We start from the raw sequence: 16,954 nt of genomic DNA on the forward strand, positions 1-16,954 counted from the left end.
TCCTCACAGTGCGTTATAGGTATAGGACAGGCCCAGCATCACGCTGCGCGGCGCACCGGGCGTGTACTGGTTCTGGCTGTTCGGCGCATAGCTGCCCGTGCCCGCGTAGCTGCTGCTGGCCGAATCGGCATAGCGCTTATCGGCCAGGTTGCGCACCTGCGCCCACGCTTCCAGCCCGCGCGCGACCTGATAGCTGGCGCGCAGGTTCAGCAAGGCGTGGCCCTTGTACTCCACCGTGTTGGCATTGTTCATCCAGTAGCGCCCCTGGTGCACGGCTTCAAGTGCGATACGCGCGCCGGCCACGGGCTTGTAGCCGATCTCGAACGAGGTGATGTCGCGCGGCGCCTGCGGCATGGCGCGGCCGCTGTAATCGAGGGTAGCGGAGAGCTGGTAGCGCAGGTAGCGGTGGCGCGCGATGGCCGTGGCGAAGCGCGCGTCGAACGGGCCGCTGTCGTAATTCAGGCCCAGCTCCAGCCCTTCGCTGCGCGTGCGCCCCGCATTGCGGTTTTCGCTGTTGCCCGGCGAGAGCGTGTAGCTGACGATGGTGTCGCGCCCATCGAGCCGGTACAGGGCCGTATCGAGTTTCAAACGGCCCTGCAAAAAGGCCCAGCGCAGGCCCAGTTCATAGTTGTTGTAGACGGACGGCTGCAAGTTGGCGATGCCCGTCTTGCCATATAACTGGCTCACTTCCGGCGGCGTGAAGCCCTGGCTGACGTTCGCATACGCGCTGCCCGCATGGCCGATGGCGTAGGTGGCGCCCAGCTTCGGACTCACATGCGAAAAACTGCGCGACTCGTCGGGCGCGCCGTAATTGACGCTGCCGCCGGGCGCCAGCTTGTTATGGTAGTCGTAGCGGATGGCGTCAGAACGGCCACCCAGCACCACGCGCGTGCCCGCCAGCGGAGAAAATTCCCATTGCGCGAAGACGGCCGTGTTGAGGATATCCGTCTGGTAGTCGCGCACGCCCTGCGGATTGCTGGCATTGGCCACGGAGTAGCGCAGGTAGCGGCCCGTGGCGGCATCGCGCACGATGGACAGATTGTCACTGACAAAGGGATTGTCGCTCTTGTCCACGTACACACCAGCGACCAGGCGCGAACGCAGCCACGCGAATTCCTGCTGGTGTTTCACGTCCAGGCCCAACGAATCGACGTGGTTGTTGTTGATGACGCCCTTGCACAGCATGCCCGCGCAGCTGCCTATGGAATACGCGGGAATCTGCCCATGGTCGTTCTTGCGCGTAAACACGGTGACGGTGCTCGTGCCATTGACCGTCGTCGCGCCTTCCCACGCCAGGTTCATGCGTGTGGTCTTGTCCTTGCGGTAGGTAAACGTATTCAAACTCTTGCCGGGATTGCTGCGGTAATCGTTTTCGAACAGGCTGCCCGTCATCGCCGCATCGAGATCCGTGTGGACGATGGTGGCGCGCAACTGCGAAGTGGGGCTGAGCGCATAGTCGGCGCGCAGCGAGAACGAATCCTTGTCGCCATAGCTGTACTCCTGCCAGTTATCGCGCGAACGGCGCGAGCTGTAATGGGAAAAACGCAGTCCCAGCGGACCCCAGGTATCGCTGGCGGAAGTGTCGTAGCGGGTGTAGCCAGCCACGCTGTCGCGCCGCACGCCGACCTTGGCCGTCGGCGTGGCGCTGGCGCCGGCCGTGAGGAAATTGACGGCGCCGCCGACGGCATTGCTGCCGTACAGCGACGAGGCGGCGCCCTTCACCACTTCCACGCCGCTGGCGCCCGCCATGTTCATTTCGTTGAGCGAGTTATGGTTGAAGACGCCCAGCGGGCGGATGGGAATGCCGTCCTCCAGGTACTGGTAGACGGCATTCGTGCCGATGGGCTGGCGGATGCTCATGCTGTGCTGTTCGTTGCCCAGGTCATTCCAGTACACGCCGGCGATGCGGTTGAGGATATCGCCCATGGTCTTGGGCTTGTCGCGTTCCAGCGTTTTGGCATTGACGACGCCGATCGCTTGCGGCGTTTCGGACAGCCACGATTGCGCGCGCGAGCCGGAAACGACGACGGTGTCGATGGCGTGATCAGTTTGGTCAGGTTGCTGCGCCTGCGCGCACGGGTAAGCCACGGTGATGGCCGCGGCCAGCACCAATAATTTCTTGTTCATGTGATTCTCGTCTAAGTGTGCGGATGCTGCGCGTCACACCGCAAGGTGGACAGCGCCAGCATTGAAAATACAAAAACTCAGGCGAGAGCGGGCGGCGCGCGCGATTGCGCGGTGGACCAGATGAACAGCGGTGCGGGTGACTGGTAGTACAGGGACGGGAAAATGGCCGTGCCGCTGGCCACAAGCAGCGGCAGCACGGGGCTGGTCGGCGGCAGGCCGACGGAGCCCGCATGCGTGGAACAGAAGGCGCAATGCTGCATCTGCATGACCTTGTCGCCTGACTTTTCATCGGCGGCGCCGTCACCGGCCTGCACAAGCTGGACAAAACGGATGCCGGCCACCGAGCAGATTTCCGCCCAACCGGAGCCGGATTCCTGCTTGGCGCTGGCGACGGCCTGGGAAATCGATGGCGCGAGCGCCGCCAGCAGGATCGCGAAACAGGCGATCCAGGCGGCGAAGCGGCGCGTGAACAAGGTCATTCCCATGGCCGCATTTTACCAGCGGCCGCCGGGACTGGGTAGCGGAAAGCGGCTCAGGCGGCCGGGCAGGCGGCGTTGCCGTTGTCAAAAGCGCGCACCACGCTTGCCGTATCGGCAGCGATGCGGTTCACGGCGCGGCGGTGGCCGAGCACCAGTTCATCGTAGCCGGCGCCCACCTTTTCATTGGCGATCGTACGGCACGTCACCACCTTGTTGCTGGCCAGCTGGCGCACGCTCCACACAGCGTCGATCAGCGCATACTGTCCCATCACCGACTCGAAACGCTGCACATTGGTGCTGATGCGGTACACGGGCAGCTTGTCCGGGTATGGCGTGCGGAACACGTCGATGGCGCCCAGGTCGTTCGTCACGGCCGTCGACAGGGCCTGGCCGATCTCGCCTGCCAGCGGCCCCGCCCAGCGCTGCTGCTCCAGCAATTCGATGCGGCCCGAAGGCGCCGTCACAACAAACTGGTTGCGGCTCACCTGCTGCGGCACGCTGACGGCCAGCACCTCGACATAGTATTTGACGGGCTTGGCCGGCTGCGCGTCGGCGCCGCCGCTCAGCGTATAGAAATGTTCGGGCTGGGGCGTGGAGCAGGCGCCCAGCAGGCTGGCCGCCAGCAGCGCGGAAAAAATCGGTTTCATCATTTTTTTTCATCTCCTTTTTTACCGCGGATCAGGGACTCGGGATGACGTTCCAGGTAATCCGACAAGGCATTGAGCGATTGCAGGGTTTGCGTCAGCTGCTGCAAGGCCTGGCGCACGTCCGACTGCAGCGGCGAATCCTTTTGCAGCACCTGTTCGGCCGAACCGAAGGTCTGTTTCGCCGCCGTCAGGGTATCGCGCATTTCCGGCACCACCTGGCCATCGAGCTGCTTGAACAGGGTATTGGCCTGCTTGATGGTGGCGTTCAGGTTATTGCCGATCTCCGCATACGGCACCTGATCGAGCTTGCGGGCGATGCTGGCGATCTGCGTCTGCAGTTCATCGAGGGTATTGGGCACGGTCGGCACTTCCAGCGGATACCTGTTCGGATCGAGCGCCACTTTCGGCGCTTTCGGGAAGAAGTCCAGCGCGATGTACAGCTGGCTGGTGAGCAGGTTGCCCGTGCGTAGCTGCGCGCGCAAGCCCCTACTGACCATGCGTTCGAGCAGCTGGTGCCCGGCCGAGCCTTCCTCATCGTCGACGGCGGCCTTGAAGCGCATGCCCAGGCGGGCCGGGTACAGGTTGACGGTGACGGGCATGCGGAAGTTCTTCTTCACGGGATCGAACTCGATGCCCACCGAACGCACCTCGCCCAGCACGATGCCGCGGAAGTCCACCGTGGCGCCAGGCTGCAAGCCGCGCAGCGACTGGTCGAAATAGAACACGGTGGTGATCGCCTCGCCATCGGGTTCGCGCATGGCGCTGGCCTCGTCGGCCGCCAGGCGGAAATTGGTATTGGCCGGCGCCGGCTCTTCGGGCTTGCGGCCATTTTCCGCCTCGAAGGCGATGCCGCCCACCAGCATGGCGGCCAGCGACTGCGTGTTCAACTTGAAGCCGTTGGAATCCAAGCGCACATCGACGCCGCTGGCATGCCACCAGCGCGCATTCTTGCCGACGAACTGGTCGTATGGCGCGTTCACGAAGACCGACATGGTAATGCCGTTGCCATCCTTGTCCAGCGCAAAGCTGACCACCTTGCCCACGCGCAGGCGGTGGAAGAACAGGGGCGAACCCACGTCGACGGAACCGAGACTTTCCGCATGCAGGGTGTACAGCTTGCCCTTCTGGTCACCGGCCACGGCGGGCGGACTCTCCATGCCGATGAAATTCTCCTTTTTGGCTTCCGACTTGCCCGTGTCGACGCCGATGTAGGCGCCCGACAGCAAGGTGCCCAGGCCCGTCACGCCGCTGGCGCCGATCTGCGGACGCACCACCCAGAAGCGCGAATCGGCGGTGGCGAAACGGCGCGCCTCCTTGCTCATGTCGATCGTCACGAGGACATTGCTCAAATCGTCGCCCAGGGTGATGGCGCGCACCTGGCCGATATCGACATCCTTGTATTTGACCTTGGTCTTGCCCGGCTCCAGGCCTTCGGCGCTCTTGAAGCTGACCGTCACCGTGGGCCCCTGGTCAAGGATGGACTTGGCGGCCAGGCCGGCGCCTATCAGCGCGGCCAGCAGCGGAATGAGCCATACCAGCGACGGCAGCCAGCGGCTGCCCTGTTCCACATCGGGTTCCGGCAATGGACGGCCACCCGTTTCGGCAAGGCCGCCCGCTTCTTTGTCAGACATGCTGTTCTCCAATCACTGTATTGTTTCCGGTATTTTCCGCACTGCTGCGTTTTTCATCCTCGGCCGCCTTGTCGTCGACAGGGTCCCAGATCAGGCGCGGGTCGAACTGCATCGCCGCCAGCATGGTCAGCACCACCACGGCGCCAAAGGCCAGCGCGCCTGGGCCGGCCGTGATCACGGCCAGCGACTTGAAGCGCACCAGGGCCACCGTCAGGGTGACAACAAAGATGTCGAGCATGGACCAGCGGCCGATGAATTCAACCATGCGGTACAAAATGGTGCGCTGGCGCGGCCGCCAGCGCGAACGCCGCTGCGCCGTGAACGCCAGCAGCGCCAGCACGCCCAGCTTCAGCATCGGCACGACCACGCTGGCGATGAAAATGATGATGGCCAGGCCTTTCGAGCCGCTGGTCCAGAACAGCACCACGCCGCTCATGATGGTGTCGTCCTGCGCGCCGAACAGCGATTGCGTCACCATCACGGGCAGCAGGTTGGCGGGAATGTAGAGGAGCATGGCGGCGATCAGCAAGGCCCAGGTGCGGTTGATGCTGTCCGGTTTGCGCACGTGCAGGGCCGTGCCGCAGCGCACGCACGCCAGGTGTTTGCCCTTGCCCAGCGGCGGCGCCACCAGGCCGCAAGCATGGCAAGGCAGCACCTTCTCGCCCGGTGCGAAGGCCTTGTAGCGGATGCCGGGCAGCGCCTGGCGGGTCAGGTCGTCGCCCAGGTTCCACAGGGCCTTGGGGTCGAACGAGACGACGATGGCCAGCATCAGGGTCAGCGCGCCAAACGCGAACAGCCCCGGTTGCGGCAGCACCGTGGCCAGGCTGGTCATCTTGACGACGGTGATCAGGATGCCGATCATCAGCACCTCCGTCATGCCCCATTCGCGCGCCGTCTGCACGGCGCGCAGCACGCGGTTAAAGCCCGGCACCTTGACGCCGCCGCGCAAGCCCAGCGCCACATACAGCAGCGAACCGAGTTCGATGGCGGGAAAGAGTATGGTAAACAGGAAGACCATCGTCGCCACGATGTGCATCTGCTCGGACCACAGCACGCGGATCGAACCGAGCAGGGTGGCGCTGGAAGTCAGGCCGTTGACGTCGAGTTCGACGATGGGGAAAAACTGGGCGATCAGGAAAACGAAGGCGGCGCCCAGGGTGAGCGCCACCACCTTGCTCAATTCGGCCGATGCGCCGCGCGCGTGGGCGCCGCGATACAACACCGAGCGGCAACGGATGCAGCGCGCCTTTTCGCGTGGACGCAGCGGACGTTTGCGGTACAACACGCCGCAGTCATGACAGCTAATCAGGTCGTATCGGTGCACAGTGTGAAGTTTGCCGGCGCCTGAAGCGCGACTTTCCCATGTTAATGCCAGCCATCATGACAGAGTTGGCATTTTCCTGCACTACGGTATTACTCTTTTCCACTCCCCCGCAACAGCGCCTCCACGGCGCGGCCGATTTGCAGCACCTGATCGTCGGCGCCGGCCAGACCGCAAATGCCCAGCCCCACGGGCAGCTCACCCTCCGCATGGCAAGGCAAGGACAGCGCGCAGCCGTCGAGGAAGTTGATCACGCTGGCGTTGCGCAGCACCAGACCGTTCGTGGCAAAGAAGGTGGCATCATCCGCTTCCAGCGGCGCGACTTCCGGCGCGAGTACGGCTACGCTGGGCATCAGCCAGGCGTCGAATGGCGCCAGGCGCTGCTTCGCGATGGCGATCAGGCGCGCACGCGCATCGAGCAAGTCGATGTAGTCGGCTGCGCCTTGCTGATGGCCGCGGCGGATGCGCGCCGCCACGCGCTGGTCGTATTGCGCGCCTTTCTCTTCCAGCAGCGCCCTGTGCCAGTGCCAGGCTTCCGCCGCCACCAGGCCGCCACCGCCATTGATCGTCGGTAGCTCCAGCAATTCCGGGAAATCGAACTGCTCGACCAGGGCACCCGCTTGCCGCAGTTGGTCCAGCGCCGCATCGAAAGCCTGCTGCACCTGCGGCTCCACGTGCGTACCGACGTAGTCAAGGGTAAAACCGAAGCGCAAGCCTTTCAATGCCGGCGCCTGCGCGCCGATGTCATGGCCCGACAGCGCTGCATACAAAATGGCGCAGCAGTCGACGCTGTGGGCGATGGGGCCGGCCGAATCGAGGGAGCGCGACAGGGGCACTGTGCCAGCCAGCGGCACGGAAGCGGCCGTCGGCTTGAAGCCCGTCAAGCCGCAAAAGGCGGACGGAATGCGGATCGAGCCGCCCGTGTCCGTGCCCAGCGCGCCGGCCGCCATCGCCAAAGCCACCGTCACGGCGCCGCCCGAGGTGGAACCGCCCGCCACGCGCGCGCCGTCCAGCGGATTGCGCGGCGTGCCGTAATGGGGATTCAAGCCCAGGCCGGAAAACGCGAATTCGCTCATGTTGGTGCGGCCCAGCAGGACGGCGCCAGCCGCGCGCAGGCGCGCCACGGCGCCCGCGTCTGCCTCGGCAGGCGGTGCATCAGCCAGCGCCAGCGAGGCGGCGCTGCTGGTTTGCCCCTTGACGTCGAACAGGTCCTTGATCGAGATGGGCACGCCGGCCAGCGGCGAAGGCACCAGGCCTGCGGCGCGTGCCGCATCACTGGCACGGGCCTCGGCCAGCGCCTGCTCTCCATCAAGGCTGACATAGGCATGGCCGCCCTGCGCCTGATGCGCCTCGGCGCGTGCCAGCATGCGTTGCGTCAGTTCCACGCTGGTGATGCGGCCGGCGGCCAGGTCGGCGGCCAGTTCACGGATGGTCTTGGTCATTGCATTTATCCTTCCACGGGCAGGGTTTGCACGGCATAGCGGTGCTGCAGGCGGCGCTGCAAAGCTGGATCATACAGCTCCAGTTCGAAGGCGTCGCCATGGCCCATCTCGCCGATGATGGGCTGCGTGCCGCAGAACATGGCGCTGCCCACCGGCAGGGTCGCCTGCCCCGTGTAGCGCAAGATCAGGTCTTCCGGCGACAGCATGCGCGTCACGGGACCATCCTGGTACAGGGCCGGCACGCCGGCGCGCTCGCGCCAGGAGCGCATCTGCAACTGGTCCCAGTGGCCGGCCACGTCGGCATAGCGCCACAGGGTGTCGCCTACGGGCTTGCCGCACATCTGCTTGGACACCGTCACGCCATAGCTTTCCACCTTGCGGTCCGTATGATCGGAGCCGATGCCCACCAGCAGGCCGTATGCCGTGGAAAACAGCACGAATTCCGCCTCACCGGACGAATCGCTGCCCGGCACTTCGATGGCGGCGTCGCTGGAGAGCAGGGCCGCAGAGACCCGGTAAAACGTCGGCACGCTTTTCGGACGCGCCACGCCGATGGCTTCCAGTTCGGCGATATGGTGCTCCACCATCGCCATGTCGCGGCCCGTCCAGCCGGCGATGATGAGGTGATCGATGTCGAAGGTGACGGGGCCGTGGCCGGCCAGGTTGAAGGTATGGGTGGTCATGATTTTCTTATTCCTCAAGGGGGCCGCGGCCCGTTTCTCTGGCCGCAAAGACGGCGGCGCCGGTGATCAGCAAGGCGGCCGCCACATACAGCGAGACGGCCATGGTGCTGTTGTACGAGCGATACAGGCTGGCGATGACGAGCGGCGCGAAACCGCCGCCGATGACGCCGGCCAGGGTGTAGGCCAGCGAAGACCCCGCATAGCGTACCTTGGTGGGAAATTGTTCGATGACGAAGGCGGCCTGCGGACCGTACATGATGGCGTGGATGACCAGGCCCACAACGACAGCGATGACGATGGCGGCCGGGCTGGCCGTATCGAGCAGGGTGAAGAAGGCAAACGCCCACACGAGACCCAGGATGGCGCCCAGCGCATACACGGGACGGCGGCCGATCTTGTCCGACAGCGCGCCAAACACGGGCACCGCCAATGCATTGCAAGCCGTGCCGATCATGATGGCGGTCAGTGCCAGCGTCGACGACAGGTGCAGCACCGTCGTCACGTACGTCAGGGTGAACACCACCACCAGTGCATACAGCACGTCCGAGCCGATGCGCACGCCGCCGGCGATCAGCAAACGGCGCCAATAGAGGCGCAGCACGTCGCCGATCGGCGCTTCCGCCTTCGCATCCTGCTGATCGAGTTCCTTGAACAGCGGAGTTTCCTCGATGCCGCTGCGTATCCACATGCCGAACGCCACCAGCAGCAGGCTGGCGATGAATGGCATGCGCCAGCCCCAGTCCATGAATGCTTCATGCGGCAGCAGGTAGGTGATCAGGCCAATGCAGCCGGTCGCCAGCAAGGTGCCGAACGAGGGACCCACCTGCGTCCACGAAGCGTTGCGGCCCCGCTTGTCCGGCGCGCCGTGTTCGACGGAGATCAGCACGGCGCCCGCCCATTCGCCGCCGAGCGCGATGCCCTGCACGAAGCGCAGCGCCACCAGCAGGATCGGGCTCCAGATGCCGGCCGTCGCATAAGTCGGCAAGAGGCCCATCAGGCCCGTTGTCACGCCCATCAGCATCAAGGTCACCACCAGCACCCAGCGACGTCCCAGCTTGTCGCCCAGGTGACCGAAGATCACGCCGCCGATGGGACGCGAGATATAGCCGACGGCATATGTGGAAAAGGCCAGGATGGTGCCCGTCAGCGGGTCGAACGAGGGAAAGAACAGGTGGTTGAAGATCAGTGCGGCCATGGTGTTGTAGACGGTGAAGTCATACCATTCCAGGGTCGTGCCGACCATGCTGGCCGTGGCCAGGCGGCCCGTCTTGGCCGTCGTAGCCTTCTCGCCCGGTGCCTGGGCCGCCGGATGCGCAGCGTTCGTATATGTGCTCATTGCCTACCTCTCTCGTCAGTTTTATTGCAGGCCCGGCGCAGGATGCTTTGCCCTGCGCCGTGGCCCGTGTCTCGTGTTATCCGTGCCGGCAAGATGCGCGCGGCGATGTCAGGCCGCGTGCAGGTCGGCCTCGCGCAGTTGCCAGGACAGTTGCAGGATGGCCGCCTCGGCGCCATCAAGGCCCAGCGCCGCGCTGGCGGCATCGGCGGCCGCCGCGGCGGCGCTTTCCGACGAGGCGTCGATCAGGAAAATCGGATCGAGCACGCGGCCCTCCTTCTGCTCCGCAGGCAGGGGGCCGGACAGCTTCGCGTCAGGTGTCAGCAGGCGCGTGGCAATGACGCCGTCGATCTGCAGCAGCTTCGTTCCCAGCGTGGCCATGGCGTCCACGGCTTGCGCGTCCTGGCCGATGGCTGGCGCGCCCAGACGCAGCACGGCCAGCCAGGCGCCCGTGCCCATGCCCGTTTCCGCCTCGATGGCACATACACGGCGCATCGGGTCGACCATGCGCTGCAAGTTCGTCAGCGACCATGGCGTCTGCTGGCCGAAGGCCTTGAAGTAGTCGGGCGTCTGGAAGGCGCCCAGCGACACGGTGCGGTACAGGCCCAGGTATTTACGCGGGCCGCGCACGCTCTGGTAGCGCGTGCCGCTGACGAAGCCGGGAATGCGCACGCGCTCTTCCACGTGTTCGCGATCGTACCAGCGGTTGAAATCGCGTTCGTGTTCCGGGTCGGCGCTGGTCCAGACAAACAGGATGCCTGGCAAGGTGGGGGACGTCGTCATGATGGTTCCGTTCTGCGTTATGGGTGGTATGCCAACCCAGAATAGGTGGCGCGCCATCACTTGGCAAACGGGTTATTCTGAACGCGACTGATAAGTTTTTCTTGTGGGTGGAGATGAGGCCAACAATGTTGTCGGATTACGCGCTTGGGCGCTAATCCGACCTACGCCACAGCGTCAAGCTCCGTACTCGTCAGCGAGTCCCACGCTAAACCGGGCCGCCTCCTCGCACGCCAGCATGGCCACCAGCTGGATCGCCTCCGTGGTGATGTCTTCGCTGTAGCTGATGACGATACGCTGCGGCGCGAGGCTGCTGGTGCAGGGAATCAGGGCGATGTGGCCCTGTTCGATTTCCTCGCGCAGGGGCGCCAGCGGCAGCACGGCGATGCCGAAGCCCGCTTTGACCAGGCGCACGATGGCGGAGATCGAGCTGACGCAGTGGACGCGGCCCAGCTGCACGCCCTCGTCCTGGCACAGCGCCTTTAAAGCGGAATGCGGCTGCGAGCCCCGGTTCATGGTGATGATCGGATGCTGCGCCAGTTGCGCCACCGTGAACGGCTTGCCCGTATCGGGCCAGTCGGCGGCCCGCCCTGCCCAGCCCATGGCGATGGCGCCGCTGCCCGTGCTGCGGATATGGTCGCCCGTCAGCATATCCGTCTGCAGCGCGATATCAAGCTCGCCCTGCTGCAGCTGTTCGTGCAGGCGGCGCGTCGATTCGGACGTCAGTTGAATCTCGATACCGGGATAGCGCTCCTGCACGCGCTGCAGGAACGGGATCAGCCAGGTATGCACGATGGTTTCGATGACACCGATGCGCACTTCGCCCGTGATCAGCGCGGGCGAGGAATTGGCCGCATACATGTCGCGGCACAGTTCCAGCATGCGCTCGGCGTACACGAGCAGGTTGCGCCCGGCAAAAGTCAGGCGGATTTCACGCGCGTCGCGGTCGAACAGACGCGTGCCGAAGTCCTGCTCCAGCGAGGCGATGCGGTTCGAGATGGCCGCCTGCGTGATGTGCAGCTTGTCGGCGGCCGTGCGAAAACTACCCAGGCGCGCGGCCCAGACAAACGCTTCGAGAAAACGGGTATTCAATGGAGCTCTTCTTCACAGGTTGAGTGTCCGCCCCATTGTAAGCCAAAGCGTCCGTTCTATTTCGCGCCCAGGAAGTCGAGCAAGGTCAGGGCAACGATCTTGCTGGCCTTGCGCAAATCGTCGAGCGCCAGGCGCTCGTCGGCCTTCTTCGCGTTCGATTCGGGCACCGTGCGCGGGCCGGCGCCATACAGCACGGCGGGGATGCCCCGTTCGCCATACAGGCGCGCATCCGCATACAGGGGCGTGCCGACGGCGGGTATGGTTTCGCCGAGGATGGCTTGCGCGTTTTTCTGCAGGCTGCCGACCAGCTGTTCGGAACCGGGCAAGGGGCGCAGCGCATGCGACAGCAGCAGGCGGCGGATCTCGATGCGGATGCCAGGCTCGCCGCGCACGGCGTCCTCGATCAGCGCGCGCACCTGCGCCTCCACCGCCACCGGGTCTTCTTCGGGAATCATGCGGCGGTCCATCTTCATGACCACCCTGCCCGGCACCACATTGGTATTCGTGCCGCCGTCGATGCGGCCCACCAGCATGGTGGGCGAGTCGATGCCGGCCACTTTGGACTTGATCTTTTTCAGCTCCGGCAACTGGCCATAGATCGCGTTGAGGATCTTGTTGGCCGCCTGCAGCGCGTCATGCCCCGTCTCCGGCATGGAGCCGTGGCCCGACTTGCCATGCACGGTGATTTCCAGCTGCAGGCAGGCGTTGTGCGCCGTGACGATGCCGTAGCTGAAACCGGCGGCGATGACGAAATCGGGCTTCGTCAGTTGCTGTTCCAGCAGCCAGCCCGGCCCCAGCAAACCGCCGAATTCCTCGTCGTACGTAAAATGCAGTTCCAGCTGTCCCTTCAAGGGAATGCCCAGGGCTTCCAGCGCGCGCGCGGCAAACACATAGGTGGCGAAATCGCCTTTTGAGACGGCCGTCGCGCGGCCATACATATAGCCGCCGTCGATCTGCCCGCCATATGGCGGATACGTCCAGTTGTCGCCGGGCGGCACCACGTCGCCATGCGCATTCAGGGCCACGGTCGGCCCGCCTGCGCCGTAGGGGCGGCGCACGATCAAATTGGTGATGCTCTGCATGCCGTACGCTTCCACCTGGTCGGCAGGGACCGCGTGTTTTTCGGCGTGCCAGCCATACGCCTGCAGCAACTGCGCCACCAGCTCCGCATGGGGCGCGTTGTTGCCGGGCGGCGTATCCGTCGGCTGCTGCACCACCTGCTGTAAAAAGGCGACTTCTTCATCGAAGTGGTCGTCGATCCAGGCCGTGATTTTTTCTGCGTGCGTAGTCATTTTGCTCCTTGCATGGTCTGTTGCAGCCAGGCGCCCAATTCGCTGCGCTCGGCCTCCGTCATATTCGTCAGGTTCCCGATCGGCATGGCCTTCAATTCGATGGCCTGCTTGTAGATTTGCGCCGCGTGCTGGCGGATTTGGGTTTCATTATCGAGCATCATGCCGGCCGGCGCCGTGGCGAAACCGGCTTGCGTGGGCTGGGCCGAATGGCAGGTGGCGCAGCGCTGGGCGATGATGGCATGCACGCTCTTGAACTGCGCGACAGGGTCCACCGCCGGCGCAGCCGCCACGGCCACCGGTGCTTTCGGTGCGATGGCGATAGCCACGGCCAGCAGCAAGGCCACGCCGATGGCCGGATAGCGCCACTCGACACGTCCCTTGTGGCGCAGGTTGAAGAAGTGGCGAATGAAGACGCCGGCCGCCATGACCAGCGCCAGCACCAGCCATGCGTGGTCGTTCCGGTAAGTCATCGCGTAGTGGTTGCTGATCATGATGAACAGCACCGGCAACGTAAAATAATTGTTATGCACGCTGCGCTGCTTGGCCTTCAGGCCGTGCTTTGGGTCGGGCAGCTTGCCGGCAGCCATGGCCTCGACCATCTTGCGCTGGCCGGGAATGATCAGCATCAGCACATTGGCCACCATGATGGTGCCGATCATGGCACCCACGTGGATGTAGGCGGCGCGCCCGCTGAGCAAATGCGTGAGCACATAGGCGGCGCCGACGATCAGCGCGAACACGGTCACGCCGAACCACAGTTCATACTGCGCCAATTTTGACCTGCACAGCAGGTCGTACACGGTCCAGCCGATGACGAGGGTGGCGATGCCGATGCCGACGGCCTGGCCACTGCTGATATCGGCCACGGATTTGTCGATCATCATGGCCTGGGCATTGAAGTAATACGCGATGGTCAGCAGCGCGAAACCGGACAGCCACGTCGAATACGCTTCCCACTTGAACCAGTGCAGTTCCTTCGGCAATTCGGCCGGCGCCACCAGGTATTTTTGCGGGTTGTAGAAACCGCCGCCATGCACGGCCCACAGTTCTCCCGACACGCCCTTCTTCGCCAGCTCGGAGCCCGGTGCGGGCGGGCGGATCGAGTTATCGAGCCAGACGAAATAAAAGGAAGCACCGATCCAGGCGATGCCCGTGATGACGTGCAGCCAGCGGACGATCAGGTTCAGCCACTCAAGGCCGTACGGGATCAGGTAGGCGAATACTTCCATAAATTTCCTCTAGTCAGACCGAACCAATATTCGTGCCAATCTACACAAGATAAACGGATTTACCGCCCATCACATGAAATATATCGTATATTTGACATATTCAAATCGATATACAACAGAGGCGCCGCCACATGTCCAGCCTGCCGCAACACCTCGACCTGCACCTGATCCGCATCCTCTACCTGCTGCTGGTGGAAAAGAATGTCTCGCGCGTGGCATTGAAGCTCAATCAGCCGCAGCCCTCGATTTCCGCCTCCTTGCGCAAGCTTAGAGAACTGACGGGTGACCCGCTGCTCGTGCGCGGGGCGCGCGGCATGGTGCCGACCCAGCATGGCGAAAGCCTGCTCAATCCGGCCAAGCGCATCCTCGACCAGACGGAAAGCCTGTTCGTCAAGAAGACGCCGTTCGTGGCGCAGGAAGAGGCGCGCACCTTCCATATCGCCGCGCCCGACTACCTGGACAGCCAGTTCCTGCCCAACGTGGTGGCCCTGCTGCGCCGCGGCTCGCCGAAAAGCCGCGTCGTGCTGCACAGCCTGGGACCGGGCATCGACCATATCCGCCAGCTGTCCGATGGTGGCCTCGACCTGGTGATCGCCAATTGGGACGAGCCGCCCGCGCACCTGCACATCTCGAAGCTGTTCGAAGACCCCATCATCTGCGCCATGCATGCGGAAAACGCCTATGCGCGGCGCACGGCCAGCGACGCCATGACCCTCGACGACTATCTGAGCCTGCCCCACGTGGCGCCGTCGCAGATGATGCCCGGCTACCACGGCGTCATCGACTCCTTCCTCGAACGGCAAAACCTGCAGCGCAACGTGGTGGTGGAATCGGCGTATTTCGGCCTGATCCCCTACATGCTGACGCAGACGGACCTGGTGCTGACCACGGGCCGGCAATTCATGCGCTTCTATGAAAAGACGCTGCCGCTGAAAACGTATACCGTGCCCTTGAAATTCCCGCCCATGCGCTTTTACCAGCTGTGGCACCAGCGCGTGCACCAGGCGCCCGAGCACAAATGGCTGCGCGACCAGGTCAGCGCGGCCGCCAAGGCGCTGGTGCAGAGATAGCAGCTATCAGCACGCGCATATAATGGACGCAGGAACGGGGCGCTATCATCACCGCTTGCATGATCGGAAAACCATGACCACCCTTTCAGACCTGAACGCCGGCAGCCCGGCAGACTTTATCGCACGGCTGCATGGCATCTATGAACATTCGCCCTGGATCGCCCAGCGCGCGGCCGCCGCCCGGCCGTTTGCCAGTCTGACGGCACTCAAGACGGAGCTGCAGCGCGTGCTGGCGCACGCCTCGCCTGAGGAGCAGCTGGGGCTGATCCGCGCCCACCCCGAACTGGCCGGCAAGGCCGCCATCGCGGGCCAGCTGACGGCGGAATCGACGCGCGAGCAAGCCAAGTCCGGCCTGAACCTGTGCAGCGCCGACGAATTTGCCACCCTGCAGCGCCTCAACAGTGAATACAACGCCAAGTTCGGCTTTCCCTTCATCCTGGCCGTCAAGGGCCCGACGGGTGAAGGTTTGACGCGGCAGGACATCATCGCCACGTTTGCGCGGCGCCTGAAGAACCGGCGCGCCGATGAACTGGCCGAATCGCTACGGCAGATCAAGCGCATCGCCGAACTGCGCCTGAACGACCTGTTCGACGTGCGCCTGGACTTCGGCCCGGCCATCATGCAGCAGGCCGAAACCCTGGCCGGCTGGAGCGACAGCGATTACAACCTGACCTGCGCCTACCTGACGCCGGCGCACCAGAGAACGGCCGCGCAGCTGGCCGACTGGATGCGGGACGCCGGCATGCAGGTGCACATCGACGCCGTCGGCAATGTGGTCGGCCGCTATCTGTCCGATATCCCCGGCGCGAAGACCCTGATGACGGGATCGCACTACGACACGGTGCGCAATGGCGGCAAGTACGACGGCCGGCTGGGCATCGTGCTGCCGATCGCCGTCGTGCGCCATCTCCACGAGCGAGGCGAAAAGCTGCCCTTCCACTTCGAGGTCGTCGGCTTCGCCGAGGAAGAAGGCGTGCGCTTCAAGAGCACGTTTTTGGGCAGCACGGCTATCACGGGCAAGTTCGACGTGTCGCTGCTGGAGCAGGTCGATGCAGATGGCGTGAGCATGCGCGACGCGCTGGCCGCCGCCGGCCACGAGGCGAGCGCCATCGGCGCCATCGCGCGCGATCCGGCGAATTTGCTCGGCTATGTGGAAGTGCATATCGAGCAGGGTCCCGTGCTGCTGGAACGCGACCTGCCGCTGGGGATCGTCACGGCGATTGCCGGCAGCTCGCGCTACCTGGTCAATCTTGACGGCGTGGCCAGCCACGCGGGCACCACGCCCATGACCATGCGCAAGGATGCCGCCAGCGCGGCCGCCGAAATCATCCTGCTGGTGGAACAGCGCTGCAACCAGGGCGAGGCGCTGGTGGGCACCGTGGGCCAGCTGTACGTGCCCAACGGCTCCGTCAATGTGATCGCCGGCGCCTGTACCCTGTCGCTCGATATCCGCGCAGCTGTTGATGCCGTGCGTCAGGCGGCCGTCGACGATATTCTCGATGGCATCGCCGCCATCTGCGCGCGGCGCCAGATCGACTACCAGCTGGAACTGCTGCTGTCGGCGCGTGCGGCGCCCTGCGCGCCATGGCTGATGGCGCAGCTGGCGCAAGCCGTGGAATCCGTCGGCATCGAACCATTCGCATTGCTGTCGGGCGCCGGCCACGACGCCATGGCCATGGCCGCCATCACCGACGTGGCCATGCTGTTTACCCGCTGCGGCAATGGCGGCATCAGCCACAACCCGCTGGAAACCATGACGGCGGACGACGCCGACATCGCGGCGCGCGCGCTGCTGGCGTTCTTGCGCAGCTTCCAGCCGAAGCCCTGA

General features: G+C 64.4%; 14 protein-coding genes. 2 read left to right on the plus strand and 12 right to left on the minus strand.

Annotated features, from left to right (window positions below; translation table 11 throughout):
* Window positions 1-3: 3 nt before the first annotated feature.
* The 12 genes from KO539_RS20040 to KO539_RS20095 all read right to left on the minus strand — a co-directional run bounded on the left by KO539_RS20040 (window position 4) and on the right by KO539_RS20095 (window position 14,056).
* Window positions 4-2,127 (minus strand): TonB-dependent receptor domain-containing protein, encoded by a 2,124-nt coding sequence (locus tag KO539_RS20040; RefSeq protein WP_257626362.1) that lies wholly within the window; start codon window positions 2,125-2,127, stop codon window positions 4-6.
* 77 nt (window positions 2,128-2,204) lie between these two features.
* A complete protein-coding gene (locus KO539_RS20045; protein WP_219311128.1) occupies window positions 2,205-2,606 on the minus strand; it encodes a DUF2946 domain-containing protein in 402 nt (133 codons plus the stop codon).
* A 53-nt stretch (window positions 2,607-2,659) separates the two neighbouring features.
* Window positions 2,660-3,256: a membrane integrity-associated transporter subunit PqiC gene (locus KO539_RS20050; protein WP_257626363.1), complete on the minus strand. Its 597-nt coding sequence runs from the start codon at window positions 3,254-3,256 to the stop codon at window positions 2,660-2,662.
* Entirely contained in the window at window positions 3,253-4,884 is a 1,632-nt protein-coding gene (locus tag KO539_RS20055; protein ID WP_219311129.1) for an intermembrane transport protein PqiB, read from the minus strand. Before KO539_RS20055 ends, KO539_RS20050 begins: the two co-directional genes overlap by 4 nt.
* Window positions 4,877-6,169, minus strand: coding sequence for a paraquat-inducible protein A (locus KO539_RS20060; RefSeq protein ID WP_374106462.1), 1,293 nt, complete (start codon window positions 6,167-6,169; stop codon window positions 4,877-4,879). Before KO539_RS20060 ends, KO539_RS20055 begins: the two co-directional genes overlap by 8 nt.
* Before the next feature lie 128 nt (window positions 6,170-6,297).
* Window positions 6,298-7,647: an amidase gene (locus KO539_RS20065; protein WP_219311134.1), complete on the minus strand. Its 1,350-nt coding sequence runs from the start codon at window positions 7,645-7,647 to the stop codon at window positions 6,298-6,300.
* Window positions 7,648-7,652: 5 nt separating this feature from the next.
* Complete coding sequence (locus KO539_RS20070) at window positions 7,653-8,330, minus strand: DUF2848 domain-containing protein (protein ID WP_219311135.1); 678 nt, start codon at window positions 8,328-8,330, stop codon at window positions 7,653-7,655.
* Window positions 8,331-8,337: 7 nt separating this feature from the next.
* On the minus strand, window positions 8,338-9,666 hold the full coding sequence (locus tag KO539_RS20075) for an MFS transporter (protein WP_219311138.1): 1,329 nt from the start codon (window positions 9,664-9,666) through the stop codon (window positions 8,338-8,340).
* Window positions 9,667-9,774: 108 nt separating this feature from the next.
* Window positions 9,775-10,446, minus strand: a complete 672-nt coding sequence (locus KO539_RS20080; protein ID WP_219311139.1) for a DUF4286 family protein — start codon at window positions 10,444-10,446, stop codon at window positions 9,775-9,777.
* Window positions 10,447-10,620: 174 nt separating this feature from the next.
* Complete coding sequence (locus KO539_RS20085; protein ID WP_219311141.1) at window positions 10,621-11,535, minus strand: LysR family transcriptional regulator; 915 nt, start codon at window positions 11,533-11,535, stop codon at window positions 10,621-10,623.
* Between the two features lie 56 nt (window positions 11,536-11,591).
* A complete protein-coding gene (locus KO539_RS20090) occupies window positions 11,592-12,827 on the minus strand; it encodes a M20/M25/M40 family metallo-hydrolase (protein ID WP_219311143.1) in 1,236 nt (411 codons plus the stop codon).
* Window positions 12,824-14,056: a urate hydroxylase PuuD gene (locus KO539_RS20095; RefSeq protein ID WP_219311145.1), complete on the minus strand. Its 1,233-nt coding sequence runs from the start codon at window positions 14,054-14,056 to the stop codon at window positions 12,824-12,826. The genes KO539_RS20090 and KO539_RS20095 overlap by 4 nt, the downstream gene beginning before the upstream one ends.
* A gap of 131 nt (window positions 14,057-14,187) precedes the next feature.
* Here KO539_RS20095 and KO539_RS20100 point away from each other — a divergent pair, with 131 nt between their 5' ends.
* Window positions 14,188-15,126 carry a LysR family transcriptional regulator gene (locus KO539_RS20100; protein ID WP_034754583.1) on the plus strand — a complete coding sequence of 313 codons (939 nt, stop codon included), beginning with the start codon at window positions 14,188-14,190 and terminating at the stop codon, window positions 15,124-15,126.
* 73 nt (window positions 15,127-15,199) lie between these two features.
* Entirely contained in the window at window positions 15,200-16,954 is a 1,755-nt protein-coding gene (locus KO539_RS20105) for an allantoate amidohydrolase (RefSeq protein ID WP_219311147.1), read from the plus strand.

The organism is Janthinobacterium sp. NKUCC06_STL, assembly GCF_019345455.1.
Lineage (GTDB): Bacteria > Pseudomonadota > Gammaproteobacteria > Burkholderiales > Burkholderiaceae_D > Janthinobacterium > Janthinobacterium rivuli.